The 26383-nt window shown below is 47.8% G+C and carries 30 protein-coding genes and 2 tRNA genes; 17 read left to right on the top strand and 15 right to left on the bottom strand.

Annotated features, from left to right (window positions below):
• Positions 1 to 23 precede the first annotated feature (23 nt).
• The 3 genes from ACM9J1_RS01240 to ACM9J1_RS01230 form a co-directional block, all read right to left on the bottom strand.
• On the bottom strand, positions 24 to 677 hold the full coding sequence (locus ACM9J1_RS01240) for a response regulator transcription factor (RefSeq protein WP_415580035.1): 654 nt from the start codon (positions 675 to 677) through the stop codon (positions 24 to 26).
• Between the two features lie 12 nt (positions 678 to 689).
• Positions 690 to 2384 (bottom strand): sensor histidine kinase, encoded by a 1695-nt coding sequence (locus ACM9J1_RS01235; protein WP_415580034.1) that lies wholly within the window; start codon positions 2382 to 2384, stop codon positions 690 to 692.
• A 244-nt stretch (positions 2385 to 2628) separates the two neighbouring features.
• On the bottom strand, positions 2629 to 4140 hold the full coding sequence (locus ACM9J1_RS01230; protein WP_415580033.1) for a hypothetical protein: 1512 nt from the start codon (positions 4138 to 4140) through the stop codon (positions 2629 to 2631).
• Positions 4141 to 4308: 168 nt separating this feature from the next.
• Between ACM9J1_RS01230 and ACM9J1_RS01225 the strand changes: the two genes are divergently transcribed.
• From ACM9J1_RS01225 to ACM9J1_RS01205, 5 genes are all read left to right on the top strand, one after another.
• Positions 4309 to 4731, top strand: a complete 423-nt coding sequence (locus ACM9J1_RS01225; protein WP_415580032.1) for a PaaI family thioesterase — start codon at positions 4309 to 4311, stop codon at positions 4729 to 4731.
• A complete protein-coding gene (locus ACM9J1_RS01220) occupies positions 4728 to 5774 on the top strand; it encodes an isochorismate synthase (RefSeq protein ID WP_415580031.1) in 1047 nt (348 codons plus the stop codon). The genes ACM9J1_RS01225 and ACM9J1_RS01220 overlap by 4 nt, the downstream gene beginning before the upstream one ends.
• Positions 5771 to 6487, top strand: coding sequence for a bacillithiol biosynthesis deacetylase BshB1 (gene bshB1 / locus ACM9J1_RS01215; protein ID WP_415580030.1), 717 nt, complete (start codon positions 5771 to 5773; stop codon positions 6485 to 6487). The genes ACM9J1_RS01220 and bshB1 overlap by 4 nt, the downstream gene beginning before the upstream one ends.
• 64 nt (positions 6488 to 6551) lie before the next feature.
• Positions 6552 to 6627: transfer RNA gene (locus ACM9J1_RS01210), tRNA-His, on the top strand.
• A gap of 380 nt (positions 6628 to 7007) precedes the next feature.
• A complete protein-coding gene (locus ACM9J1_RS01205) occupies positions 7008 to 7268 on the top strand; it encodes a hypothetical protein (protein WP_415580028.1) in 261 nt (86 codons plus the stop codon).
• Here the strand turns inward: ACM9J1_RS01205 and ACM9J1_RS01200 are convergent, their stop codons facing one another.
• The 4 genes from ACM9J1_RS01200 to ACM9J1_RS01185 all read right to left on the bottom strand — a co-directional run bounded on the left by ACM9J1_RS01200 (position 7269) and on the right by ACM9J1_RS01185 (position 10540).
• Complete coding sequence (locus ACM9J1_RS01200) at positions 7269 to 8282, bottom strand: M28 family metallopeptidase (RefSeq protein WP_415580027.1); 1014 nt, start codon at positions 8280 to 8282, stop codon at positions 7269 to 7271.
• The gene (locus ACM9J1_RS01195) at positions 8282 to 9307 is read right to left on the bottom strand and encodes a DUF3667 domain-containing protein (RefSeq protein WP_415580025.1); all 1026 of its coding nucleotides are present in this window, start codon (positions 9305 to 9307) and stop codon (positions 8282 to 8284) included. Before ACM9J1_RS01195 ends, ACM9J1_RS01200 begins: the two co-directional genes overlap by 1 nt.
• Positions 9308 to 9376: 69 nt before the next feature.
• Entirely contained in the window at positions 9377 to 10144 is a 768-nt protein-coding gene (locus ACM9J1_RS01190) for a dienelactone hydrolase family protein (RefSeq protein WP_415580023.1), read from the bottom strand.
• Between the two features lie 66 nt (positions 10145 to 10210).
• Entirely contained in the window at positions 10211 to 10540 is a 330-nt protein-coding gene (locus tag ACM9J1_RS01185; RefSeq protein ID WP_415580021.1) for a hypothetical protein, read from the bottom strand.
• Between the two features lie 155 nt (positions 10541 to 10695).
• Between ACM9J1_RS01185 and ACM9J1_RS01180 the strand changes: the two genes are divergently transcribed.
• Positions 10696 to 11154, top strand: a complete 459-nt coding sequence (locus tag ACM9J1_RS01180; protein ID WP_415580019.1) for a DUF1801 domain-containing protein — start codon at positions 10696 to 10698, stop codon at positions 11152 to 11154.
• Positions 11155 to 11194: 40 nt separating this feature from the next.
• On the opposite strand, the gene ACM9J1_RS01175 is transcribed toward ACM9J1_RS01180, so the two are convergent.
• From ACM9J1_RS01175 to ACM9J1_RS01165, 3 genes are all read right to left on the bottom strand, one after another.
• On the bottom strand, positions 11195 to 12106 hold the full coding sequence (locus tag ACM9J1_RS01175; protein ID WP_415580018.1) for an NAD(P)/FAD-dependent oxidoreductase: 912 nt from the start codon (positions 12104 to 12106) through the stop codon (positions 11195 to 11197).
• A 60-nt stretch (positions 12107 to 12166) separates the two neighbouring features.
• Complete coding sequence (locus ACM9J1_RS01170) at positions 12167 to 12610, bottom strand: response regulator (RefSeq protein ID WP_415580017.1); 444 nt, start codon at positions 12608 to 12610, stop codon at positions 12167 to 12169.
• 98 nt (positions 12611 to 12708) lie between these two features.
• Positions 12709 to 13878, bottom strand: coding sequence for a PAS domain-containing sensor histidine kinase (locus ACM9J1_RS01165; RefSeq protein ID WP_415580016.1), 1170 nt, complete (start codon positions 13876 to 13878; stop codon positions 12709 to 12711).
• A gap of 380 nt (positions 13879 to 14258) precedes the next feature.
• Between ACM9J1_RS01165 and ACM9J1_RS01160 the strand changes: the two genes are divergently transcribed.
• The 4 genes from ACM9J1_RS01160 (at position 14259) to ACM9J1_RS01145 (ending at position 17081) form a co-directional block, all read left to right on the top strand.
• Complete coding sequence (locus tag ACM9J1_RS01160; RefSeq protein ID WP_415580015.1) at positions 14259 to 14573, top strand: hypothetical protein; 315 nt, start codon at positions 14259 to 14261, stop codon at positions 14571 to 14573.
• Positions 14574 to 15210: 637 nt separating this feature from the next.
• Positions 15211 to 15972 (top strand): sensor histidine kinase, encoded by a 762-nt coding sequence (locus ACM9J1_RS01155; protein ID WP_415580013.1) that lies wholly within the window; start codon positions 15211 to 15213, stop codon positions 15970 to 15972.
• On the top strand, positions 15972 to 16634 hold the full coding sequence (locus tag ACM9J1_RS01150) for a response regulator (RefSeq protein ID WP_415580011.1): 663 nt from the start codon (positions 15972 to 15974) through the stop codon (positions 16632 to 16634). Before ACM9J1_RS01155 ends, ACM9J1_RS01150 begins: the two co-directional genes overlap by 1 nt.
• A gap of 141 nt (positions 16635 to 16775) precedes the next feature.
• Positions 16776 to 17081 carry a hypothetical protein gene (locus ACM9J1_RS01145; RefSeq protein WP_415580010.1) on the top strand — a complete coding sequence of 102 codons (306 nt, stop codon included), beginning with the start codon at positions 16776 to 16778 and terminating at the stop codon, positions 17079 to 17081.
• Between the two features lie 206 nt (positions 17082 to 17287).
• Here ACM9J1_RS01145 and ACM9J1_RS01140 read toward each other — a convergent pair whose 3' ends face one another.
• Positions 17288 to 17977: an alpha/beta fold hydrolase gene (locus tag ACM9J1_RS01140; RefSeq protein ID WP_415580009.1), complete on the bottom strand. Its 690-nt coding sequence runs from the start codon at positions 17975 to 17977 to the stop codon at positions 17288 to 17290.
• Positions 17978 to 18143: 166 nt separating this feature from the next.
• On the opposite strand from ACM9J1_RS01140, the gene ACM9J1_RS01135 reads away from it, so the two are divergent.
• The 4 genes from ACM9J1_RS01135 to ACM9J1_RS01120 all read left to right on the top strand — a co-directional run bounded on the left by ACM9J1_RS01135 (position 18144) and on the right by ACM9J1_RS01120 (position 20427).
• Positions 18144 to 18228, top strand: a tRNA-Ser gene (locus ACM9J1_RS01135).
• Positions 18229 to 18321: 93 nt separating this feature from the next.
• The gene (locus ACM9J1_RS01130) at positions 18322 to 19251 is read left to right on the top strand and encodes a hypothetical protein (RefSeq protein ID WP_415580008.1); all 930 of its coding nucleotides are present in this window, start codon (positions 18322 to 18324) and stop codon (positions 19249 to 19251) included.
• Positions 19252 to 19423: 172 nt separating this feature from the next.
• Positions 19424 to 19711, top strand: a complete 288-nt coding sequence (locus ACM9J1_RS01125) for a helix-turn-helix domain-containing protein (protein ID WP_415580007.1) — start codon at positions 19424 to 19426, stop codon at positions 19709 to 19711.
• Entirely contained in the window at positions 19603 to 20427 is an 825-nt protein-coding gene (locus ACM9J1_RS01120; protein WP_415580453.1) for a hypothetical protein, read from the top strand. The genes ACM9J1_RS01125 and ACM9J1_RS01120 overlap by 109 nt, the downstream gene beginning before the upstream one ends.
• A 557-nt stretch (positions 20428 to 20984) precedes the next feature.
• Here ACM9J1_RS01120 and ACM9J1_RS01115 read toward each other — a convergent pair.
• Positions 20985 to 21449 carry a hypothetical protein gene (locus ACM9J1_RS01115; RefSeq protein WP_415580006.1) on the bottom strand — a complete coding sequence of 155 codons (465 nt, stop codon included), beginning with the start codon at positions 21447 to 21449 and terminating at the stop codon, positions 20985 to 20987.
• 101 nt (positions 21450 to 21550) lie between these two features.
• Between ACM9J1_RS01115 and ACM9J1_RS01110 the strand changes: the two genes are divergently transcribed.
• From ACM9J1_RS01110 to ACM9J1_RS01100, 3 genes are all read left to right on the top strand, one after another.
• Positions 21551 to 21796 (top strand): XRE family transcriptional regulator, encoded by a 246-nt coding sequence (locus ACM9J1_RS01110; RefSeq protein WP_415580005.1) that lies wholly within the window; start codon positions 21551 to 21553, stop codon positions 21794 to 21796.
• Positions 21797 to 21832: 36 nt separating this feature from the next.
• A complete protein-coding gene (locus tag ACM9J1_RS01105) occupies positions 21833 to 22249 on the top strand; it encodes a VOC family protein (protein ID WP_415580003.1) in 417 nt (138 codons plus the stop codon).
• 151 nt (positions 22250 to 22400) lie between these two features.
• Positions 22401 to 22691, top strand: a complete 291-nt coding sequence (locus ACM9J1_RS01100; protein ID WP_415580001.1) for a hypothetical protein — start codon at positions 22401 to 22403, stop codon at positions 22689 to 22691.
• Between the two features lie 32 nt (positions 22692 to 22723).
• Here ACM9J1_RS01100 and ACM9J1_RS01095 read toward each other — a convergent pair whose 3' ends face one another.
• The 3 genes from ACM9J1_RS01095 to ACM9J1_RS01085 are packed head-to-tail and all read right to left on the bottom strand — an operon-like array spanning position 22724 to position 26382.
• Entirely contained in the window at positions 22724 to 24664 is a 1941-nt protein-coding gene (locus tag ACM9J1_RS01095) for a heavy metal translocating P-type ATPase (RefSeq protein WP_415580000.1), read from the bottom strand.
• 18 nt (positions 24665 to 24682) lie between these two features.
• Positions 24683 to 25039 carry a cation transporter gene (locus ACM9J1_RS01090; RefSeq protein ID WP_415579999.1) on the bottom strand — a complete coding sequence of 119 codons (357 nt, stop codon included), beginning with the start codon at positions 25037 to 25039 and terminating at the stop codon, positions 24683 to 24685.
• Between the two features lie 23 nt (positions 25040 to 25062).
• Positions 25063 to 26382, bottom strand: coding sequence for an efflux RND transporter periplasmic adaptor subunit (locus ACM9J1_RS01085; protein ID WP_415579998.1), 1320 nt, complete (start codon positions 26380 to 26382; stop codon positions 25063 to 25065).
• Between the last annotated feature and the right edge of the window lies 1 nt (position 26383).

Genomic DNA, 26383 nt, shown 5'->3' with positions numbered 1-26383 from the left:
CTTCACCGCGTTTTGTAGAATTATTACGACGATTGCTCTCCGGAATACAGCCTGAAAAGTTCAATGAGTGCGGCCAGGTTGTCGATCATGAGTTTTTCGTAAATGCGGTTTTTGAAAGTGCTTACCGTTGTTTTGCGGATGTCGAGCATTTCGGAGATTTCCAGGTTGCCGAAGCCTTTCACGAGCAGGCGCGCCACTTCCACTTCCCGCGCCGAAAGTTTCTCGAGCGGATTGATCGGGGATTTGTTGATGTACGAATCGAGTATTTTATTGCGCACGTTGGTCGAGACATACTTCCCGGAAACCATCATGCTGTGCAACGCCTGACGGATGTCTTCCTCGCTGCCGCCTTTGTTCAGGAAACCTGTGGCGCCCGCATTGAGGAAACGCATGGCATAAATGTCTTCGTCGTGGCCCGTGAACAGCAGGATTTTACAGTCGGGTTGCAGGTTCTTGATTTCGCCGATGATGTTCAGGCTGCTGCCTTCGGGGAAACTGATGTCCAGAATGAGCAAATCGATGGCCATGTCCTTGACGATTTGCAGCGTATTGCGGAAATTGGACGATGTCAGTATTTTGGCCGTCGGGTACAATTCCCGGATGACGACTGACAAACCTTGCCGCACGACGCTGTGGTCATCGGCAATCAAAAAATGGTAGGATTCCGTTGCTTTCATGGAAAATTTGGTTTACGTACGCGCCAGTACAAGATTAAGCGTCACAATCGTCCCCTTATTTTCTTCGCTGCTGATGGCAATGTTGCCGTCGAACAATTCCACGATTTCGCGACAGATGTTCAAGCCCAAGCCAACGCCGAGATCATTGACGTCGTTAGAAACCGTACCTTGATAATACGAATCGAAAATGTGCGCCAGATCGTCGGATGCGATGCCAACGCCGGTATCCGACACCACAACCTTCAGGTCAACTTCGAAATCCGTCACGCTTTGCGTTGTGATGCCGACCGAAATCACGCCGCCCTCGGTAAACTTATTGGCGTTGCCCACGATATTGTAACACAATTGGTGGATTTTAGCGGCGTCGGACGTCACCTCGTACTCCATCAAGTTGTAGTCGACTTTCAATTGGTTGCCTTTTGTTTCAGTCATCGTCGCCAAAGATTCCATAATGTTTTGCAACTCGGCCTTGATGTGGAAAGGTTTTTCGGCCAAGGCAAGCGGGCGATTTTCATCCCGGGAATATTCGAGGATTTGTTGCGAGAGCATCAGCAAGGATTGCGTAGTGAATTCGATGTCGCGGAATACTTCAGCCGACGCATCGTCCTTGGCCCGTTCGCGCGCCTTCCGGCTGTACAACGACAGGATGTGGAGCGGCGACCGGATTTCATGGCTGATCATGCCCGTAATCCTGTTCTTGAAATCAAGGCTGCGGCTGATCTTTTCCTGCGCTTCCCGCAAACGCGCCTCATAGTCGAACGCGATGCGTGTGAACTTGAACAAGATGACCGAAATCGCCATCATCAGCAATATGATCAGCACAATTGAATAATTTCGGATCGAACGCGCCGATGCGTATTGTGACCGCACATCTTTGCCGTCGTTCGGCAGCAAACCTGATGCGTTGTAATCCGCAGCGAGCTTTGCGGTAAGCACCAGCAATTGGTTGTTGATGCGCATCAGGGCGAGGTCAGACTGGCGGACGTTCGAGAAGTTTTGTTTGAGCCTTGCAAATTCCTTCCGGTAATGCGCTTCAGACAGCTCCATCGCCGTCCCGATTTGTTTCTCGACGTCGCCCGTCAGGATTTTATCGTTGTATTTGATCTTGACGACGGTATTGATGTATTCCTGCTTGACAGCGGTTTTCCCGGAAAACGCATCGGCAATGCGCGAGAAAAAACCCTTACGCTGGGCTTCCTTTACATTGACATACGTTTTGGTTTCGATGTCGTCCAGGATTTTTTTCGACCCGAAATCATGCAGGTCAAAACGCTGCGGATAGTCGCCGCCACGGCCACCGATATGCCCGTCCACGATAGAATCTATCGAAGCTTTCAACCTGCGCAGTTCGGATGCCACGCTGTCTTTCTGACGCGTCAACCGCCGGAAATCAGGATTGTCCTTAATGGTATGGCCCAATGTGGCCATCAGCGAATCGGCCTTGCCCAACTCCTGTGCATAGCGGGCCAAAGCAGCGTCATCTTTATGGGTAATGTAATCGTTGAAATGTTTTTGCGAAGCAATCAGGGCGAAGTTCACCTTGTTGGAGTTGCTCAACATACTGTCTGCGGCAGCCATCTTGTTGAAGGCTTCAGACAAACGGGTTTCGTTGTACCATGTGGCCACAACGAGCAACTGCAACAAAATGATGGCCGACAACAAGGCATAATGGATGGCCTTCCTTTGTTCAAACTTGAATAGTTCCAAGTGCGCGAGATTTAGGGTTATCCGTGACACTTTTCCGTCAAGGGTAAAGCATCATGCAAAGCCAAAGGCACCGCTCGAAAGCGCGTAGTATGTCGTGTAAGTTTGGGGCGTACCACACGCAGAAACCTGCCGTGTGACTTGGCTTTCCTGCGAAAACCTAAGGCAAAGTTAGTGTTTATGCCCATAGGAATCGTAGTACTTTGTTGATTTGATTTGTAGAATATGTACTACAAATTTAATCACTTTACGGCGCGGCATTTTGGTACGCACCCGCATCGCTGCCCACGCGCGTCACATTCAAAATGTCGTTGGGAACCAGCGCCGTATATTCCGGTTTTCCGACACCGATGGCGCCTGAATTATCATTGATATTCAATTGGTTGCGGGTAACATCCCAGAAATTCGGGTTTTGGTTGCGCACGATATTCACATAGAATACATTGTCGTTGAACTGGTACAAAGGATCGCTTTCAAACCCGGTGTTGTTGAACTTCAACAGGCAATGGTCAAACTTCGGGTTGAATGCTGCATTGCTGTTCTTGAACAACGCGAACGCCCGTGAATTCGAGCTCCAGACGATGCAGTTCCGGAATTCGGCCAGTATCAAGTCCTGCGGCACCGGATTGCCATCGGCGTCCAATAAATAATTGTCTATGGCCACGGCAAACTGGCTCGAACTCGGCCAATTGTTGTTGAAAGTGCAATGTGTAAACTGGTAATTTCCGCCGAAAGAACAATTCAACGTGGCTTTGCCGGCGGTATTGACCACGACGTTTTCCCCCGTAATCGTGGCAGTTTGTCCCCAGATGCCATAAAGCGAATGGTCATAAATCTGGGTGTTCTTAATGGACACGCCCGCCGGATTGTTCTGCACATACAACCCGATGATGCCGTTCTTGATCGTGCAATGGTTAAACGAACTCGCCGCAGCGCCAGGAGAAATCCAGATTGTTCCCCATTGGCCGGGAATGTCTGCAAATCCTGGTTCGAGCCGGTCACCTTCAAAGATGATTTGGTTTTCCTGCGCATCCGTCAAAGACCAATCACCGTTCGCTTGTATCGCGCCGCCCTGCCCGACCAAAATCCCCGAAGATTCATGGAAGTGCACACGCGCGCCGGGATCGATCGTCAGGGTTTCGCCATTGGGAACGGCAGCGTAACCGTATATGACGTATGGTTTATCGTTGGTAAAATGGTATTCGTCGTTGTGGTCTGCATGATCCAGCACAAACCCGTAGATTTCGTCCTCACCGATGGTGATGCTTTCGGTCGATCCGTCGTCAAAACGCTGCGGATACAGGAAAACCGCATCCTGAATGAGCGTCACCAACTCAACTTTTTGGATGCCCGTACCAACGCCGAACTCGATCTGATCCGTATACAAAAAGTCCGTCGGGTTAGCCGAAGCCACGTCGGCGGTGACTTCGATGAACACGTACATGCTGTCGTTGGCCAGTAACTCCACATTCTCGAACAAACGGTTGTCATCGCCTGTCATGCCGTCCACGGTAATCCTGTATTTGGAATCGACGCCTTTGCCCAATTTAATCTGCGGGATGCTGATGTCATTGTCGCTCTTATTATACACTTTTAACGTGTAGGTGCTGGAACCGATGTTCGTGAACACCGTGTCCAAATAAACGGTGTCACGTGAAAAACGTAGGTTTCCAGAACTTGGTTCAAAGTCAAAATCCTTGCGGCACGACGACAGTGAAACGATGAAGCCGGCAATGAACAAAGTCAATATCAGGCGCATAAAGTGAATGGTTTTAAAGGCAGAACGCATAAAGTGGATTTAAAGTATAACCGCATTGGGCTGATTCACCCGACGAAAATAACGATTAAATACAAATATATCCCAATTTGCCGATGCGTTGTGCAACCCACAAGCTTTTTGTAATTTTACGCCACTAGCCCAAACGCCATGTCCAACAAAGAAAAAATCCTGCAGCAATGCAACCGCTGGTGCGAGAACACCCTGATGGAAACCCTTGACATTCAATTCATAGATGCGGGCGACGGATTCCTGAAAGCCAGCATGCCCGTTAACTCGCGCGTGCACCAGCCGATGGGTTTGCTCCACGGCGGCGCATCGGCGGCATTGGCCGAGAGCGTGGGTAGCGCGGCGTCCATGATGTATGCCGACCCGGAAACCGAGGAAGTGCGTGGTATTGAGCTATCGTTGAACCACGTCAAGGCCAAACGCGAAGGCATGATTTTCGGCACCGCACAAATCTTGCACAAAGGCCGAACGGTGCATTTATGGGAAATAAAAATCGTAGATGAACAGGACAATCTCGTGTCGCACTGCAAACTCACCAACATCGTCTTACCGAAAAAGCCATGAGCGTATTGGACTGGATTTGGGAAAAGGCCGATGCATGCCTGCAGTTGAATAAACCGTTCACGATGTACGCCACTCCGGGAAACAATACCGTAACGGCGTATTTCCAGCGCGACGCAAATATCCATTTTGCTGAAGATTTTACCCGATCCGGTTTTATTTTTTGTTCGTTCGATGGCAATAGCCGGCTGCTTATTCCTGCCGATGCATCAGATGTCTATTCGACGGCTATCGTGGCTGAATCCGGAGTATTCGAAGAAATCCTATGGCCTGAACCGACTGAAGCCAAAGCGCCCTTTGAATCTATCGTTTCTAAGGCCGTCGTTGAAATCCAGCAAGGCACGTTCGCGAAAGTCGTGTTGTCACGCCGCGAAACTGTGGCCATTTCCGATGGATTTCAGTCTAATTTCACCCGAATGTTCGCGGCTTACCCGAACGCTTTCCGTTATGTTTGGTTCCATCCGGAAACCGGAATGTGGATGGGCGCCACGCCGGAGCGGCTGATCCAGATCGAAAATAGAAATTTTAAAACCGTAGCATTGGCCGGTACGCAGGCGTTTCTCGGCAACGAGTCAGTCCAATGGGCAGAAAAGGAACGTGCCGAACAACAATTCGTCACGGATTTCATCATCGACGGACTGCAGCCACACACGGCTGACCTTAAAACCTCGGCACCATACACCGCGCGGGCTGGGAATCTGTGGCACATCAAAACCGATATCGAAGGCCAACTCGCGCCGCATGCCCATTTGCGGGACATCGTCACAGTGCTGCACCCGACGCCAGCCGTCTGCGGTTATCCAAAAGCCGAGGCGATGGCATTCATCGCCCAGCACGAAGGCTATGATCGCAAGTTCTACAGCGGTTTTCTCGGCACCATTACGCCTGATTCAGCCGATTTGTACGTGAATCTGCGGTGCATGGAATTACACGAAAAAACTGCACATTTGTACATCGGTTGCGGCATCACTAAGGACAGCAACCCCGAAAAGGAATTTGAAGAAACCGCCAACAAGGCGCTAACCATGAAAAAAATACTCCGATGAAACTCGATATACTGGCTTTTGGCGCGCATCCCGACGATGTGGAATTGGGCTGCGCCGGCACCATCGCAAAAGAAATTTCCCTTGGGAAGAAAGTCGGCATCGTAGACCTGACACGCGGCGAACTTGGTACACGCGGTAGCGCCGACATCCGCGATGCGGAAGCTGCGAAATCGGCCGAAATCCTGGGCGTGTCTGTCCGTGAAAACCTACGGATGCGCGACGGCTTTTTTATAAACGACGAAGCGCACCAAATAAAAATCATCGGCATGATCAGGAAATATCGGCCCGATATCGTGCTGTGCAATGCCGTGGACGACCGCCACATCGATCATCCGAAAGGCAGCCAATTGGTGTCCGACGCGTGCTTCCTATCCGGGCTCCGGAGAATTGAAACCGAGGACGACGGAAAACCGCAGGAAACCTGGCGTCCGAAACATGTTTACCATTATATCCAGTGGAAAAACCTGACACCCGATTTCGTGGTGGACATTACGGGTTTCACAGATATTAAACAGCGGGCCATCTTGGCGTACAGTTCGCAATTCTATGATCCGAAAACCAACGAACCCGAAACGCCGATCGCCACCAAGAACTTTCTCGACAGCCTGCATTACCGCACGCAAGACCTTGGCAGATTGATTGGCACTGATCACGCCGAAGGCTTCATGACAGAAAGGCACGTGGCCGTCAAGAGTTTAGGAGATTTGATTTAATTTTTGCATTTTTCCTTTTGCCAACTGAACCTTTTGCAATATATTTGCGCCCATAAAACCAGACGGTGATTGTAGCTCAGCTGGTTAGAGCACCAGATTGTGGTTCTGGGGGTCGCCGGTTCGAACCCGGTCATTCACCCGAAAAGAAGCCTTGAGGAAACTCAGGGCTTTTTTGTTTTCCAACATCTCGATGTAAGTATTTTCTGTACGTATTTCTACTGAATTTTGTCGGTAAAAATACTGCTTTTTTGATGCTGGACTTTCCTACGATGCCGCAATATATTAGCTTTGATTACCCCAGACGACGATTTTATGGAAATCGCAATCATTGTTTGCATCGTGCTGTTGGTGATCCTGATTTTTGCCGGATCCAAGCGCCGCTAAATAAAAGCCTTGCGGATATTTGGGATTCGCATGCGCCTACAAGCCTCGGTTTATCCGGGGCTTTTTTATTAATAATAACTTAAACTGAATGAACCTCCGATGATTTATGGCTAACTTCATAAGAAAACCAACAGCCATGTCACAACAATTCACCCTCGGAAAGGAAATATCAGTTCGCTTATTGCGCGACTACATCATCGAACACAAGGTCAACCCCGGCGACAGCATCGTCGTCAACCCAATGAATTTTGAACATTTAGTAGAAGAAGCCCGGAAGTCGCCCGAAGGCATTGCCATCCCGATGAAAATACTCGGCGTCATCATCGCCAAAGACAATACGGCAGACGTTGAAGTCGGGAAAATCCAAATCGTCAAGAATGAACATTTAAACCAATAATCACTTTCCGTCTTTGTCCACGACCGGACGGCTGTCTGCATTGGCCAGCGCCCAAGCCACGGCAAAAATCATACGGGTACGTTTTTCCAAGGCGTCGAATTCGATTTTCTCCACATCGTCGCCGGGGCGGTGGTAATCCTCGTGCACACCGCTGAAAAAGAACACCGACGGAATGCCGTGTTTCGCGAAGTTGTAATGGTCCGACCGGAAGTAAAACCGTTGCGGATCGTTGCGGTCGTCGTATTTGTAATCGAGCATTAGGTTGCCCGACTTTGCATTGCCGAATTCTACGGCGTTGTACAAATCCGTGGAAAGCCTTCCCGACCCGATGACATAAATATAGTTGTTGGTGCCGCTGTGGATCGTGTCGCGGCGTCCGATCATGTCGATATTGATGTCGGCAATGGTATTCTTCAGCGGAAATAAGGGATTTTCGGAATAATAACGCGAACCGTGCAAGCCGTGTTCTTCGCCCGTGACATGCAAAAACAGGATGGAGCGTTTTGGGCCGCGTCCGTCTTTTTTAGCCTGTGCAAACGCCTGTGCCATTTCCAAGAGCGCCACCGTTCCGGAACCGTCGTCGTCGGCACCGTTATAGACCTGGCCATTTTTCATCCCGACATGGTCATAATGCGCAGAAATGACCAGTATTTCATCAGGTTTTTCGGAACCTTCGATAAACGCCCAGATGTTTTCCGAATCGGGCAGATTCTCGTTGTATTTCGCATTGAGGAACGCTGCGGGCACCAACTGGTAAAAATCCCTGGCAGGCTTCGGGTGCGAAATACCGTTGGCCTGGTATTGTGAAATCAAATATTTTCCGGCCTTCTTCTGCCCTGCCGAGCCCGTTTCGCGGCCTTCCATTTCATCGGAAGCAACGATTTCAAGGTGTTTCTTAAGATCGGCTCCCGTAATGGTTTCCATATATTTTGCGGGTGCTGCGTCAAACTTAGCTTGTGCGAAACCGCCGAAGCCGAAAAACAGCAGCAACGCAATGGTGAATGTCTTTCTCATTAGTGAAGATTTAAAAACGTATAGACCAAAAGGAAAAGCATCAATATCCCGGACAATATCATGTTAATGACGAAAATACAGCCGCCTTTGACGACGGTCATCGTGCGTGTTTCCTCATAAAAACGATGGTGCGCCGGAAAGAAATAATAGAACGCGTAAACGAACAACACCAGTGCAATCAAGTTATTGAGCACATCAAGCAACCAGAAATCGGTCAGGCCCAAAATGCAGTTGACCAATTCTGCGATGAGGTAAATCAAGAGCAGGAACGAAAAATAATGCAACGTGAAAATGCCGTGGTCGAAATAATACCAACGCCGTTTGTTCTGGAAAAGCCAAAGGATAAAGGCGAAAATCGGCATGTAAATGAACAGCGCTTTTGGGAAATTGTGCCACAAGGCATCAAAGAACTTCTCCTTGAGTTGTTTACGGGTGTTGTTTTGCATCAACTCGAATACTTTCCGCAGGTAGCCGTATTCGGTTTCCGTGAGCTTTTCGTCTGGCTTGCCGAACTTCTGGATCGAATCCAATTCCCGGAGCGATTTGTACCCGAAAATATCTCGGTCGGCGCTTTCCCCGCCAAATCCCTTGATGGATTTCTGCACGGCTTTGGTGATGGAATCCCGCTGGCGTTTTTCCTCCTCAGTGCCGGAATCGAACGTCCAGCCTTTCCCGTCATTCTTGACCTTGACCACATCATCGCGCTTTTCCTCGGGCAACATGGCCACAATGAAAAACGTAACGAAACTGATGAAGATATACAACCGGACCGGCGCCAGGTAAGACATGCGCTTCCCCGACAAATAAACTTTCGTGAGCGCTCCGGGCCGCAGCAGCAGGTTGCGGATGGTTTTCCAGAACGCGTTTTCGTAATGCGTTAAATCCTCGAAAAAGTGGATGAACAAATGATGGAAGGTTTTCCGGGTCTCGATGTTTTCCTGTCCGCAATTCGGGCAGAAACGCTCTTGCACGACATGGTGACAATTCAGGCAGGTCTTGTCTGTTCTAACCGGGCTTCTCGACATAAAGGGAAATGCTTTGCGGATAAAACTAACAAAAAATCAGCACACCATCACAAATAAAAGTCATCAGGATTACTTCATGATTTCGTCCAGGAACGCCAACATGTGTTTCCAGGAACGTTTGTCGGCCTTTTCGTTGTAAGCTGCGCCTTTAGAATTGTCATTCCCGGCCGCCGGCTCGGTGAACGCATGAACGGCGTCGGCGTAATAAATCATTTGCCAGTCTGCACCCGATTCATTCATTTCCTTCTGGAACGCCGCGACTTCTTCCGCAGGCACGTAAGGATCGATGGCACCGTGGCAGACAAGTACCTTTGCCGATGTCTCTTCTGTTTTCCGGGTCGCATCTTTCCCGAGCCCGCCATGGAACGATACCACGCCGCGCAACGGTATTTTGCCGCGGACGGCCTCAAGCACGCCGGTTCCGCCGAAGCAATACCCGATGGCCGCAATATTGTCTTTGGCCGCGCCTGATGCCACCAACTGGTCCAGCGCCAAGCCGATACGGTGTTGGTAATCCTCATAATGTTGTTTGTAATACCCCGCCTGTTTCCCGGCTTGGGCGTTGTCTTTAGGGTAATTCCCTTCGCCATAGATGTCGGCGATGAAAACATAGTAGCCCAGTTCAGCCAATTTTTTGGCGACCTCTTTTTCGTGTTGCTGGATGCCGTACCATGCCGGAAGGATCAAGACACCGGGTTTGTTGGCCTTAGACTTCTGCGGCACGATGGCCATGCCGTTGAGTTTCTGCGCGCCGTCTGCGTACGCCACGGGTTTCAATTCCTGACTGTACGCCTCAATAACAAAGATGGTAGCGAGTAAAAGAAAGGTATTCTTCATATTTGTTTTTCTATAAAAATAAGGCAGCGGCTTCAACCGCGCAAGAAAAAAGCCTCTAAATGAGGCTTAATTGGTTTTCAAACGTTTAGAATCGGGCTGGCTCAATCGGGCTTCGGGGACGACCTTGGTCTTTTTGGCCGGATTCTCTGCCGGTTGGCCGGTAGCACGCTCCACTTCCTCTTTCCGCTTCTCTTCGGCCTGCTGTTGCGCTTGCGCATTCTGCTGGGCCGGTGTAGCCGGAGCGGCCGCTTTCTCGACTTGGCGTTGCGGCTCGCGCGGCGGTTCCTGTTGGATTTTATCGTCAATGTCTGCCTGGCCGTCGTCACGAGTGGTCTGGGCATGGCCCGCCAAGGAAATGGCGATCACGGCGCATGCGGTAAAAATTACTTTTTTCATGGCTTTGGATTTTGTGTTTCTTAAAGATAGCGCTTCCGAAGCGTTCATACGTCCTGCTCCGACGTGTTTAACTTGGGTTTAACCGATTTTTGGACGGCGTTAACTTTATGGGAATCGTAAAAAAAATGTAGTTTTATCGACCTAAACTTTAAATCATGACATCCGACGCCAAAACCCCTCAGGATTATCTGGACAACCTGCCAGACGACCGGAAAGCGGCTGTGCTTTCGTTAAGACAAGCCATCTTGGACAACTTACCAGAAGGTTTTACAGAAGGCATGGGTTACGGGATGCTGTGTTATTCGGTGCCACATGCGCTTTACCCGAAAGGCTACCATTGCGACCCTAAACTGCCCTTGCCGTTCATCAGCATCGCATCGCAAAAAAACTTTATCGCGCTGTACCACATGGGTTTATATGCCAATCAGGAGCTACTCGATTGGTTCGTGGCCGCCTACTCGAAACACGCCAAACACAAGTTGGATATGGGCAAGAGTTGCATCCGGTTCAAGAAAGTGGATGACATCCCGTTGGATTTGATTGCCAAACTGGCGCAGAAAATCACCGTTGCCGATTGGATTGCGGCCTACGAGGCAGCTTTCGTGAAGAAGTAAATCGGAAAGAAAGGACTGCTTTGTCCGGACTTTAATTCAACTATGATTGCAACTGCGGAACGACGTGGTCGGCATTGATAGTGAAACCTGCTACCGTACCGGCGGCGGAAGCAACAGCAATGGCGCGGTGTTCGGCGGTGTTGTCTCCGGCGGCATATACGCCCGAAACCGTTGTCCGGCCCAGCGCATCGACTTCGATATGGCCTTTCGCCGTCATTTTACAACCGAGGATTTCGGCGAGATTACTTTGTTGGGCAAACGGTACTGACGCATACATGGCCACGGTTTCCAAAACCGAATCGTCGGCAAAACGTATACTTGAAATCATGCCATCTCGATGCGCCAGCGACGACACTTCGGTTTCAATAACCGCCACGCCCAAACCGTCCAAAACCTCTTTTTCCTCCGGGCGCAATTCAGATCTGCCGTTGGTGAGCAACACAATATCTTCCGTCCAATTCCGGATGAGCATTGTCACGTGGAAAGCCGCCTGTCCATTGGCCAATACAGCCGTGCGTTTTCCCTTGACTTCATAGCCGTGGCAGTATGGGCAATGCAGGATTGAAATGCCCCAGCAGTCTTGAAACCCCGGGATGTCGGGCAATTGATCGGTCAAACCCGTACACAGTAAGACGCGTGCGGCCCGGATGACGGTACCCGATTGCGTGACGATCTGGAAAACAGCATCAACATATTTCGCATCGACCGCCAAATCTTTCAGGAACATCACGTTTTCATACGCCGCGATTTGCGCCCTGGCCTGACGGACAATCTCAGCCGGTGTGTTGCCGTCGTGCGTGATAAAATTGTGCGAAAAGGGCGAAGTCCGGTTGCACGGGGTTTCGCTATCGATGACGACAACGCGGCGCAACGAGCGTCCGAGCGTCAGGGCTGCCGACAATCCGGCGATACTACCGCCGATGATGGCCACGTCAAAAGATTCATTGGTCATACCTAAAAATAAAAAAATCCGCGCAAGTGACGCGGATACGGTTTGAATCTTAAGAGAATTTTATAAACTGAGTAAGAATGTGTCTTTGTTGAGCCCGGAATGCTGGAATTGGAAATTCATGTTGACGACCTCGCCCAGCACGCGTTTGAGCTCCGCAAAATTGTTGGGCTTCCTGATGTATACATTCGCGCCGTAAATGAAAGTATTTTCCACATCTTTTTCGGTGGACGATGTAGAATAAATGGCGATGGAAAGATCGTCGAACGCGCTGTGTTTGCGAATATCCATCAAACACTCCAGGCCAGACTTATACGGCATGTTCAAATCCAGGAACAGCAAATCGGGTTTGCGGTGGTTTTGGAGGTAATCCAGCAAACGCCGGCCGTCTTCCAGAAGCGTCAGGTTTGTCGCGATTTTCAGGTCGGACAACGCGTCCTGAAACGTGTTGCGGTCGTCGAGGTCGTCGTCAACCAACAGGATTTCTATGGAAGCATTGGCATTCATGGTTTGTGTTTGGCGTTAAAAGTAGCGATATTCCTCATTCGGGGGTTATACGGTCACATTTAATCGATGAAATGCATCTATTCGCCCGTCGAATTACATTATTTGGCTGGCAGGAAGACGGAAAAAACCGACCCTTTCCCCGGTTCGCTCTTCACCTTGATGTAGCCGTTGTGGTTTTCGATGATCTTCTTGCAGATCGCCAGCCCGATGCCCGTGCCCGCAAAATCGGTCTTGCCATGCAGACGTTGGAACAACTCGAAAATCTTATGCTCGTATTTTTGCTCGAAACCAATGCCGTTGTCGGCCACATCTATTTGCCAGTATTTCCGGGTTTTGCCTTCCTCGGATTGCACTTCGCGGCAGGAAATGGAAATCTCCGGCGGAATGCCCTGTTGGCTGTACTTGATGCCGTTGGAAATCAGGTTGGCCAGCAACTGCCTGAATTGGAAAGCAATCACGGAAACTTTGGGCAACGTTTCGGAGGTAATTTTGGCGTTCTTGGCGCAAATGGCCTCTTCCAAGTCCGTTTTCACCTCGGCCAGGATGTCGTTGAGATCGGCCTTCTCGAAAGCCATTCCCTTGAAATTTGTCGTGGAATAACTCAGCAACGCCTCGATGAGTTTCTGCATGCGGTTGGCCGCGTTGCCGATGCTGGCAAAATATTCCAGTGACATTTCGGACATCTGCCCTTTGTCGCGCTCGAGTATGCGGCTATAAAACAACTGGATTTTCCGGAGCGGTTCCTGTAAATCGTGCGAGGCGATGTAGTTGAAGGACTCCAACTCTTTATTCTTACGCTCCAGTTCGGCATTCTTCTCCTCGAGTGCGCGCTTCATCTGCTCCAGATAGAGTTGGTTTTGCTTTTCCTCGGTGATGTTCTTGGAGGTGACCGTCACCGAATCGTTCACTTTTTCTATCGCCGCCGCCAGCCAAACGTCCGCGCCGCGGTATGAAACGGAAATCTCGTAGCGCTCGGTGACGCCGGTTTCCATGCATTTGACCAATTTCTCGAAAATACCGTTCTCGAAAATGCCCGGATAAACCTTGCGGCACGTTTTCCCGATGACTTGTTCCGGCGTAAGCCCAAAATTGCGTGGTACCTCCGCGTTGGTGTAGGTAATCAGGAAATCTACGATGCGTCCGCTTTCATCGGTAATGGCCTGATAGCTGGCGATGCCATAATAAGTTGAATTAAGGATTGAACGCAGGAAAGACTGCGATTGATTGAACTCGCGCGAACCGTTGCGGATGCCGTCAGCCGTGGCCATAAGTAGGATTTATTCCAAAGATAGGAAACAAAAGATAACGGCCGATACCGCAACAGTTAATTAATCGCAAAGCCCAATCCGTAAAATTACGTACACCCCGAAACACTGTTGTAGGAATTGTTGCAGCTGCCCATCAGTCGGCTACGCAAATTCCGATTGTGCAAAAATTAAAACCGAGCGACTCAGGATAGGGATTTTCTCCCGCCAGCGCTATGATTTCAAACAGCGAACATTTTTTCGAACGCAACGACTTGCAAGACAGCAATATTCGATTTTGGGCGGTTTTGTACGTAAAAATACGTAACAAATTCAGTAGAAATACTTATTTTTTTTTAGTATCATAGCCATTAAATTCGTTGAAACCTTAAAAACATAACACCATGGCAATTACCCCTACGTCCGGCGAGTTCATCACACTCGAAGAAGCAAAGACTTTCGTTTTCGATTTCCGTAAAAAATACCCCGATTCCATAAAAGGCTACTTTGCAGGTTGTGAAAAAGTGGGTGCGATACTGGCGCAGGAAGGCTGCATCGGGATCCGGATGTACAATGGATATGATTGCGTCGATGACAAAACGAATCTCGTAATTGTAGGTGTGAATACCGCCGAACGGGATATGACCGATGGGCTGATTTTGGAGCGGACAATTGCCTGTCCGTCGGAGTGCGACCACTCAAGTCCTTTATGTGATTAGTCTCCGTAGCGATGACTTGGTATAAAGAAGTTGTAATCGATGTGCAGTTTTTAGCCGCAGGTATACCAGCAATATACCTCTGGCTGCATTATAGCAGAAATAAAGTCGTCAAATTTCCCCAAATAAAGGAATATTTTATTTTGATAGCCTTTGGCGCTCTGTACGAGATTATCGGCACCCGCTGGCTTAACATACATACAACCCTATGGTTTAAGATTTATGTTCTGTTGGAGTTTGTATGTATATTTTTGTTTTTTCGTCGAATATCAGCTAAGAAATACCAGAAAATTTACTTAGTCCTTTTGTGGGCTTTTCTACTGACGTTTGTTGGTCTGCAGACACATTGGATCATGGGCGGAACGCCAAAGACTGATTCATGGTTGTCAATGCTCGAGACAATCTTGGTTTATATTGGTTCAGTCATTTGGTTCAAAAACATTTTCAGCAATATGGATTTGGACACGCTATGGAAAAGTGCGGAATTCTTTTTCATTTCGGCCTTCATTCTGTATTTTTCTGGAACACTCTTTCTTTTTTTGATGACGGACTTTGTATTCAGTACAAAAGAAATGTCAAAGTATTGGATCATAAATATTGTACTCAGTCTATTAGCTGACATTTTAATAATTTTCGGAATTTGGATCGGACAACAGAAATCACCTCAGTACTCTGGCTAGGAACGGGCATCATGCTTTTTTTGGCCTTCGTACTTATTTTCCTGGCGGCGTTCTACAAGAACTACATGACCCGGATGAAGCGCGAAGAAGCCGAAAACCTGCTCTTGGTGTCGCTTGAATCGGCGAATGCCGAGCGCCGGCGGATTGCCGCAGACTTGCACGACAGCGTATCGGGCGATTTGGTGGCCATCCGGAATTACTTGTCGATCCTGCAGAAAACGGGAGAAGCATCAGTCGAACCCGCCATTTGGGCCGAACTGCGCGAAGGCGTCGAAAATGCCCTGCAGAACACGCGGCAAGTGTCGTATAAATTGATGCCGCCGCTACTCGATACGCTGGGGCTGATGGCGGCCATCAACGACTATTTTGAACGATTGGCGCCCAAGACTTCGGTTAATTTCTCTGCCAACGGGGAAATCGGCGAACTGCCGCAGGAAATCGCTTACGAGCTTTTCCGCACTGTACAGGAATTCACGACCAACATGCTCAAATACGGCAACGCGACGTTCTTTGCCGTTGAAGGCCGCGATGTAGACGGCGTGGTTTCGCTAAGGATTCTGGACGACGGACGGCCTTTCGATTTCTTCGCACTATTGGCCACGGGATCGGGCGCCGGGCTAAAAAACATCCGCGACCGGCTTAAAGTGGTTGGTGCGACGCTGACCCAGCAGCCGCCGGGCAACGGCAATGATTTTCTCATCACCCTTAAAAGAAAGAAATAATGTTACGAGTAGGCATCGTGGACGACCACCAACTCTTTAGGAAAAGCCTGGCGCTGATGATCAATTCCTTCCAGAATACAAAAGTAGTCATCGAGGCGTCCAACGGCCGCATTTTCCTGGAACTGCTCGAAGACAATCCGATTGACCTCGTTTTGCTGGACATCCAAATGCCCGAAATGAACGGGTTTGAAACCTGCCGGACGCTGCAGCAGTATTATCCGGAAATCAAGATACTCGTCGTGTCGCAATTGACCACAAAGGAAAGCATCCACAAAATCATGGAACTGGGCGCCGACGGTTATTTCACGAAAAACTCAGACCCGGAACAGCTCGAACACGCCATCAATACGCTACACGAAAACGGATTTTACTTCGGTACCGAACTCGGAAAAGTCCTTCGGGAAGCCATTTTGTGGGAAAAGAAAAAGCCCACAAAACCCGTGGAAGTAATTGCCGCGCTGACGGGACGGGAAATCGATATCATCCGCATGGCCGCGCAGGAAATGAGCAGTGGCGAGATTGCGGACCGGTTGTCGATCAACATCCGAACCGTGGATACGCACCGAAAGCGCATCATGGAAAAAACAAACACCAAGAACTTCATCGGCGTAGTCTTGTACGCGCTGCGGCACGAATTCATCACGATGGAAGAACTGTCGTGAAATGTTAAGGATGAGACTCCCTGTTTCCGTTTTAACACCAGGCGTTACGCATTTTTACGTACAAAATTCAGTATAAATACGTATTTGATTTCTGGGTTGCTTTGATTCACTTTGTGAAATATTGCTTAAACCCGGAAAACCATGAAAGCAAATCTTTATTTTCAGGAGGAACAACACGAAGCTTTCACGCTGGTCAAGAACATCCTGGACGGCAGCGTGAAACCCGACCGCGTGAGCGTGAGCGAAGCCAAAACGTACATGGCCATCATCATGGACAACAACAGCCACCGCACCATCTGCAGGCTGTATCTCAACGCCAAGCAAAAATACATCGGGACAATCAGCGAACGAAAAGTCGAGACGCGCACCTCAATCAACAGCATCGACGACATCGTATCGTTCTCGAATGTCATTAACGAAACGGCCAGACGCTACGCAGGGCTTTGACGGTTTTTAGCGGCTACGCATCCAAAGTCTTAACACCGGACAACACCATCTCATGAGAAAAAAAGCGAAGTTCATATTCGTATTTTTCTTCCTGCTTCTTTTTACGCACCAACCGGAAAAGAAAAAAATCCGCAGTAGCGGCGCCAATGACGTTTTTAAACGGATGGAACTTTGGCACCAGCAGCAAAGCGGCGCCCGGCGTGCGTTTAAGGATTTCTGAAAAACAAATCCACTTCACGCGCCAAATCGGCGATAACGATTTTCTCTATCGGATGTTGGACATTCGGCAACACCGCCAAACTGGCGCAAGGCAATTGACGACAGACCGCGGTTGTCTCCGCAATGCTCACCATGGTATCGTTATCGCCCACGGCCAATCGAACCGGTTGCATTATCGCCGAAAAATCGGGTGTGGACAGCGGGTTGCGCGCGCCCATGGACAACATCATGGCTGCGGTTCGTGACAGCACTTGTTCCCAGGAAATGGGTTGATGTCTTGCTTTCAATGCCGATGCAAATGCAGGGACTTTCTCCTGTATTTTCTCCGGATCCAACATTTTGGCCTCGCGTTGGGCGATGTCGGGCGACCACTCGAACTTGGTCGCTAAGGTAAAAACCGACGACACTTTCTCCGGATGATGCCGCGCCAGAAACAACGCCACATAACCGCCCATACTATACCCGAAAATAAAGACGGACGTCAAGCCTTCCGCATCCAGGAATGATAACACGTCGTCCGCAAAAGTCTCGATGGAAAAAACTTCGGGCAATTCGCGCCCGCCGTGGCCAGAAAAATTGAGTGTATGGACGGTGTATTCGCTGGACAGCGCTTTGGCCAGCCCTTCCAGTTGCCGGCTTGACCCGACCGCGCCGTGGAGCAAGAGCAGATTTTTCATAAAAAAAATTGAATGGTAAAGGTACGAGATAAGGTGTATGTTAGCCCAATGGACTGAAAATCATCGGCAAAAAATAAAATGCGTATTTTTACTGAAAATGTTTTTGCAAACCTTAAAAAGGTTGTTATATTTGCATCCGCATTCCCAAGCAGGGAAGCATTTTATTGGAGGAATGGCAGAGTGGTCGATTGCGGCAGTCTTGAAAACTGTTGACTGTAACAGGTCCGGGGGTTCGAATCCCTCTTCCTCCGCAGAAGTTATACGCAACTATTTGAATTTCAGATAGTTGCGTTTTCATTTTAGGGCTTTCAGGTAAAATTTAGACAACTTTTACAAAAACTCAGATGGAAAAGGTAAAAATCATTGATTTGAATGAAGACTTATATGAAGTGACAAGTGAGAGCATTATCGCCGGGGTAAAGAAGTTGCCGTTGAAAAAGGAAAGTGCTTCTGATACAGAACGCATCGTCGCTTTCGGTCATTTTATCGGAATAATTGCCGATGAGCCTACCTTAACGGAAGTGACGGCAGTTTTGAGGCAAAAGGGATTTTTGGAAAAGTTAGAAGGTTTCAATTTTCCATCTATTGGCAAGCCGGATATTGACCACAAAATCAAATCAACACTTACGGGTTTATCTTTAATATGCGAGCATCTTGCAATGTTTAACGAGGAAATTAACAATCTAAGTAGTGTTAGTCTCATTAACGGATTCGCAGAAAAGTTGCCGCAATTCCAAATACAGGTTGACGAAACCATTTTTAAACACAACCTGCCCGAACTCGTCCATTTCGTCCGAAAGAAATTTATTGCTTCAATGGAATGTTTGGGCGATGGCTTTAATGAGCCTGACAAAAGGCGGCACTTGAAGAATCTTATTTCTGTTTTAAGCCAACTCGACTACAAGTCAGATAACGCTGTGTTCGGTGATGACATTGCCTACTTAACAACCCAATTGGATACCATAGTATCTGAAAGACCAGTACTGCCGGAAAGATTTTATAAGACTTTTACCCCTACAGGCTATCGATTGTTTCTTCACATTATGGAAAACTACGTACAAGCGGAAAACGAAGGGCTGGCCGCCGATGTAGCTTACTATTACCAGAAGATGAAAGTTGACGACTATATGCACGGAAAACAGGTCGATTTCAGCGATTGGTTCTTCGAGCATTATAATGTCAGCGTAACGAAGTTCAGACCTCTTGATGAGTTGGAAACACCTGATCGCAGACGTAATTACTATGACGCGCTGGAATGGCTCAAGCAGTCGTAGTACATCTAAGGGAAAATATGTCAAATAAAGGACTGCTTCGAAAATTACAACGTACTGGCTAATACCTAAATGCACACCATTACAACTGACGTTCCATAAAAAGGACACGCACGTCCTTTCAAAAGGACACGCCCGATAGGAGATTTGCGATATAATTTAAATCCCTATCAAAATGAGTACATTTCAATTCACCTCCATTGAGCCACATCAACTTAAACAAGAGATTGCGGCTACCGTCAGAACCGAGCTAAGACTTATGCTCGAAGAGTTCAAAAACTTGCAGCCTGACGACCTTCTAACTCGAAAGGAAGCTGCACAGTTTTTAAAAATCAGTCTCTCGACACTTAACGGATGGAAAAAAACAGGCAAAATTATCGGATGCGGGACTGGCAACAGAGTTTACTTCCGTCGTTCCGAAGTCGAACGCTGCCTACAACCCCTATCGATGAAGTCGCGATGAATAAAGGAATTCGTTACTTCAACTTTCCAATTTACCTGCTGCGAGGCTTCCTTGTGAACTCGCGGCAGGTTCTTGATAACATTTGTGACTATTGTTTATATGAGCATACATTGAAATTCGATGACAATGATAATGATGAAGATGAGGCAATAGTACAACGGATGAAATTGGCTATGAAATTTTATAATATAAAACTTGCTGATCCAATCGCGTCATTTGAACGGGGACAGAAATTATATGCAACACTGCCAGTTAGTTGCCCGTATGCCGGCCTTAACCTACGCATCTATTGGGACTATTACGACAACCAAAAAACTGACTTCGAAAAAGCGTGCCTGCTGACCTTCCTTGCGATCAAAAGCATCCTCGGCAACAAGCGTTACTGTAAGATTACCAACAAGTTCATCGTCTCAAGAATGGAGGGCAAGCCAAAAGTGTCTAACAACATATCCCCTGCCGTACAAAAATTTGCAAAGGAATACCAATTGAACAAAATTAAAAACGAATTGGAATTGAACTGGCACTTGGTTTCGTACGGTAAAGCCGTTCGCGGCTTCTATGTCAGTTTTGACCTGACCCTCGACGACTTAGCTTACATCGCAGAAATGAATCGGGAGAAATATAGAAGTTTGAAGTTGAAAAACGAAAAGAAATTAGCGGCCCAAAAAGCCCGAGAAAGAATCAAAAATGAGCAAAGAATTTCTCGACCTATATAAAACTATTAAACCAAACTACTGTATTAAAAAAAAGAAGCATTTATCAAACAGTAACTAAAATCCAAAAAAANAAAAAAAAAAGAACCATCAAAAAGAAAATGTACCCGGAATTTCACTCGCTTTGCGAGCGTTGTGCGACCGCAAACGCCATCGCAACGCGACAAAAAAGCCAAAAAAATTTCACCGCCACAGGAAACTTACACCCCATGCCCCTAAAACAAACGACTTTCCAAACTCGTCGCTCACTTTTTTAAAGGGGTATGGTCTTGACCATACGGATATGAACCGTTCGCTGCTTTACGCGCCATTTCCCGTATCACCTTCAACAACGCTCGGCTGCGAATAATACCATCACGGATAACCGCTTTTTGCTTGTCGATTTTCTGATTTTTATCCATAACCGATTACTTAAAATACTTCATCCTGAACAAGCATAAATTTACCCAAAAAAACCCAGGGGTTTATGTGACTGTATACGCGTACGCGCGTGTAGGCTAATTTTTAGGCTCTCGCAAACACGCACATAGCACCAACGCGATAATTCGGACACAGGCTTTTTAATTTTCGTACCGCTCGTATACAAGCGTCTTTTGATCGGCTTCTTCAATGTCGTGAAAGCCGCTTGAATTGGTGTATGAGGTCTGCGTAAGTTGCAGGTGGCCGTCGACCATTTCCGCAGTATAAATCTGTTTGTTAGTGCTGTTCTGCTCGATGCGGACAATCCCGACCAATATCCAATACTCATCATACGATGAGGTCGTTGTTGAACACGTACCGGACGTTGTTGTATTTCCTGTCTTCAGCGTGAAAAGGTGATTTTCGCCAAAAAACAAGGTCGACAGTTGCAGATTACACGGCGTTGCGGTGTTGGTGGTTGAGCCGTGTTCATACTTGCCAACCATCCGCCAGTTCCCGGCCACGTCGTCGGCAGAATTAATTATACCGTCATTGGATGAGCCGCCATCATCAGATGAACAACCGAACATTGCGCAAGCCAAAACGGGTAAGAGTAGTTTTTTCATTTGCTATTGTGTTTGAAGTCAATAGCCAAATATAATAAAATTCGTGCTATAGTACGAATTATAAAAAGAATATTGCCCTGCACGTTTGTTTTCTTTGCTTTATGCAGAAGCAGATTGAGCAAAACGAAGTCGAATTAAGCAAAAGAATTTACGAGTTGTTCCTTGTAAAGTTCAAGGGAAACAAATCGGCTTTTGCACGCGCTTCAAAATGCTCAGAAGGCGCAGTCCGCAAGGTTTTCCAAAACAAGCAAAGCATCACTTTCAACCTGTTGCTACGGTTTTCTCACGCACTCGACGTCCAACTCTCGGAACTTGTTAAAGGATTGGATTTGAAGTCGGAAGCGTAATTGTTGCTACCTTAGTAACTGACAAGCAAAATCCCAATGGCAAAACTGCTGAAAACCATTCCGGCGTTTCCCGTAACGCGCATCGACGAGGCCGTCGACTTCTACAAAGCGAAGCTCAATTTCGATTGCCGTCACAAGGAAGCGACGTTTGCCATCTTGGTACGAGACGAAATCGAGTTGCATCTTTGGGCTTCGTGCAATCATAGTTGGAAATGGAAAAGCATTTTCCTTTTTCTAAAACCAATCAGTAGCGGCGCGGAAAGTTTTTTGGCCGGAACGCACAGTTGCCGAATTGAGATCAAAGGCGTTGATGAACTTTTCGACGAACTGAAAGCGACAGGCGTTTTGCATAGCGAAAAATCGGCTATTGAAGATACGTATTGGGGAACGCGTGAATTTCACACTGTCGATTTGCACGGGAACCTGATAACGTTTTACGAAAATTTAGAATGAACTAAAATTTGACCCGATGAAGAAATATGCTTTGTGTATAGTCTTGATGACAATTTGTTTTTCTTGCCAAAAAAGCGAAGACCGAAAAAAAGCGAATAAAGCTACCGCTGAAAACTGCGCGACAACTTGCGAAGCCAAAAACTCGGCGACGATGGCCTGTAAACTGAGTTCGCCCGAATTGCTGAAACGCAAAGAAACCGTTCTTGCAAGTCTCAAAAAGCAAGTGTTAGAGAAACAGGAATTGCCGAATGGTTTCGCTTTCAGGTTCGACGGAAAAGACAAAGTGCTTGACGAACTGACCGAATTTATCAAAACCGAACGCACTTGCTGCGATTTCTTCACTTTCAATCTATCAGTGAGCGGAGATAAAAGTGAGATTTGGTTGGAGATAAAAGGTGAAAACGGCTCGAAAGAGTTCGTTGAAACCGAACTTGGCTTGTAAAAAAAAGGGATGATTATTCATCCCTTTGATTTTTAAAGTCGTTTGTTTTGAATCCTCACCGCGTTCAAAATAGCTAACAAAGCCACGCCAACATCCGCAATAACCGCTTCCCACAAAGTAGCAATGCCTCCCGCGCCCAATGCCAAAACAATCACCTTGACAACCATAGCCATCACGATGTTTTGCCAAACGATATTACGCGTGACCTTTCCCACTTTGATCGCCGTAAAGATTTTTGACGGTTGGTCGTTTTGGATAACGATGTCGGCGGTTTCGATTGTTGCATCGCTTCCCAAGCCGCCCATCGCGATACCCGCATCGGCCAACGCTACAACAGGCGCGTCATTTACGCCGTCGCCGACAAACGCAATGTGTCGGCCTTGATTTTTCAAGGCTTGAACTTTTTCGACTTTTCCTTCAGGCAGCAAATCGCCGTAGGCATTGTCAATTCCGAGTTCCTTTGCCACCAAATCAACGACGCTTTGTTTGTCGCCTGATAACATCACGGTTTTGATGTTCAGCTTGTGCAGACTTTGAATCGCGTGTGCCGCATCTTCTTTGATTTTATCGGCAATTGTAATGTAGCCTTTGTATTGCTTATCGACCGCGACGACGACAATCGTATAGACGACGTTTTCGATTTCGGCTGGATAGTCGATGTTGAATTTTCGTAGCAGTTTTGCATTTCCGGCAAGCACTTCTTTGCCGTCGACCGTTCCTTTCAATCCGTGTCCCGAAATTTCTTCGACTTGCCCGACGGTCATTTCCTTAGTTGCGTCAGTTCCGGCGTATTTGACAACGGCTTGCGCAATCGGGTGCGTCGAATGGCTTTCAATCGCCGCAGTCAGTTTTACCAAATACGGTTCTTCGATGTCTTGTGTCACAACTTCCTGCACTTCAAAAACGCCTTCGGTAAGCGTTCCCGTTTTGTCCATTACAACGGTATCGATTTTAGTCATTACGTCGAGGAAGTTCGAGCCTTTGAACAGTATGCCGTTTCGCGATGCAAGCCCGATGCCGCCGAAATAGCCAAGCGGAATCGACACGACCAACGCACACGGGCAACTGATGACCAAGAACACCAACGCACGGTAAAACCAAACATTGAAAACATACGGATCGACAAAAAAGTACGGTACGAGACAAACCATAATCGCCAATGCAAATACTATCGGCGTATAAACTTTCGCGAAACGGCTGATGAACAATTGTGTCTGCGATTTCCTCGCTGTCGCATCCTGAACCATTTCTAAAATCTTGCTCAATTTGCTATCGGTGAAAGCTGAAGTCACTTTGATTTCGGCGACCGTGTTGAGGTTAATCATTCCCGCGTAAACCGATTCGCCTGCTGATTTGCTATCGGGCTTGCTTTCGCCTGTAAGCGCCGCAGCGTTGAACGATGCCTTTTCGGAAATGAGTTCACCATCGAGTGCGACTTTTTCGCCGGGCTTGACCTGAATCGTTTCGCCGGGCTTTACTTCGTTCGGATGTACGACCTGGACTGCACCGTTTCTTTTTACGGACACTTCATCCGGCCTGATGTCGAGCAGCGCTTTAATGCTGCGCTTGGCACGGTTGACCGCCGCTTCCTGAAACCATTCGCCAATCGAATAGAACACCATAACCGCAACGCCTTCGCTGTACGAGCCAATCGCAAAAGCGCCAATCGTGGCAACGCTCATCAGGAAAAATTCGTTGAAGAAATCGAATCGAATCGCCTTGCGAAATGCAAGATTTAGGACATTGTAGCCTGCGAGTAAATACGCGATGCCGAAAATGATGAGGTTCACAGGAAACGGCGGGACGTAATCAAAGCCGAATTCGAGCGTCAGCATCACAAATAAAATCAGCACGGCAAGCAATAGTTGCCAATGGCTTTTCCAACCTGAACTGTCTGCTGCTATCGCATTGGTATTGGCATCGCCATCGTGCGAATGTCCGTCGTCGTGGTTATGGTCGTGTTCTGTTTCCATTTGAAATTTAGTTGTTCATTATGAAGGCTTACAACAACCGTCTAACTTCTCATATCCGGCAGGATCGGCCTTTACTTCGTCGGCAGCATAACCCAATTTGCTGATGGCCGTTTTGATGGTCGGCAAATCGATTTTCTTTGAGTTATAGATGACTTCGATGGTTTCATCCTTTTCATTGAGTGTAATCATTTGGATGCCTTTCGTTTTCAATAACGTCTGTTCGAGCAAGCCGCCGCACGTTTCACATTGCTTACAGTGGTCGCAGGTAATTTCAGTTTTGATGGTGGCTTTCTGAATTGTTTTCTGTTGCGCGACCACGTTAGTGGTTATAGTCAGGAAAGCAACGAAGATGAAGGTTTTTACTAAGTTTTTCATTGTATGATTTTTAGATTTATGGATTAATGTTCGTGACCGCCGCCGCCTTCGCTTTTCAACAAGTGGCTTTGGATGTAATACGCGCCTTTTACGACAATTTTGGCATCCGTGGGAAGTTCTTGTAAAGGCGTAACCTGAACGTAGCCCAATTGCGCCGTTCCAGTTTTGACTTCGATGCGTTGGAAATGGTAGCTTTTGCCCGATTCCTTATGTGCGTGGCCGTCGTCGTGTGAATGGCCTTGCTGCTGATCGTGTGATGCTGTTTCTTCGTGCGAATGACCGTCATCGTGTGAATGTCCTTCCTCGGCATCGTGATTGTCGCTTTCTTCGTGAACGCCTTCGAGGATAAAGATAAACTCGCGGCCTTCGGCTTTTACGATGGCATCGACAGGAAGTGCATTGACCGTATTCGCACCAACGTCGATTAACGCATTGACATACATACCGGGAATTAGTTGTTGTTTTTCGTTCTCGATGTCGGCGTGGACTGCTACCGATTTCGTTTCATTCTCGAACGCCTTGCCGACGCTGAAAATCTTGCCCCTGATTTCGGTGTTGTCCTGATTGGTCAAAACAAAGCGCACGTTTTGGCCTGTCTTGACTTTCTGCAAGTCTTTTTCGTAAACGAGCAAATCGACGTGCAACTGCGAATTGTCGACGATGTTGACCAAAGCTTGTCCCGGCGCAACCGTGCTGCCGATTTTGATATTGACCTCGGTAATCGAACCTGAAATCGGCGCAACGACGGGAACCGTAGCAACCGCGCCTCTGCTCGGATTGATGTTCATTGTTTGAAGTTGCTTCGCCAGTGACGCATAACGCGCTTTTTCAATGTCGTATTCGGCTTTTGTCTTTTGGAAAATCTTTTTGGCCGACACTTCTTCTTCGCTTAAAATCCGTTGGCGCTCGTATTCGAGTTTCAGAAATTCCAAGTTGCTTTTTGAGGTCAGGTATTCCTGTTGGATTCGTGTAAATTCAGGACTTTCGACCGTCGCGATGACTTGTCCCTTGCGCACGTTTTGTCCTTCGATAACCGAAATGCTTTTGATGATGCCCGAAACGAATACCGACACATCGGCCTGATTTTGTGGCGGCAATTTGGTGTAGCCGTTCGCGTTGATGACTTCGCTGAGGTTCTTCGGCGTAAAAGTGCCTAAAACAACGCCTGCCGACGAATACTGCGCCTCGTTCAATTCTACTTCTTTGATATTGCCTTCGGCGTGCGCTTCTTCTTTATGCGCTTCGGGTTCGGCTTTGGCGGATTCTTCCTTTTTCCCGCAAGCGGCAGCCACGAGCAACGAAAAGAACAAAAAGGCTTTAATGGTTATATATTTTGCTTTCATC

This window comes from Flavobacterium longum (genome assembly GCF_965137575.1).
Lineage (GTDB): Bacteria > Bacteroidota > Bacteroidia > Flavobacteriales > Flavobacteriaceae > Flavobacterium > Flavobacterium longum.
This window is presented reverse-complemented; position numbering and strand designations above follow the sequence as displayed.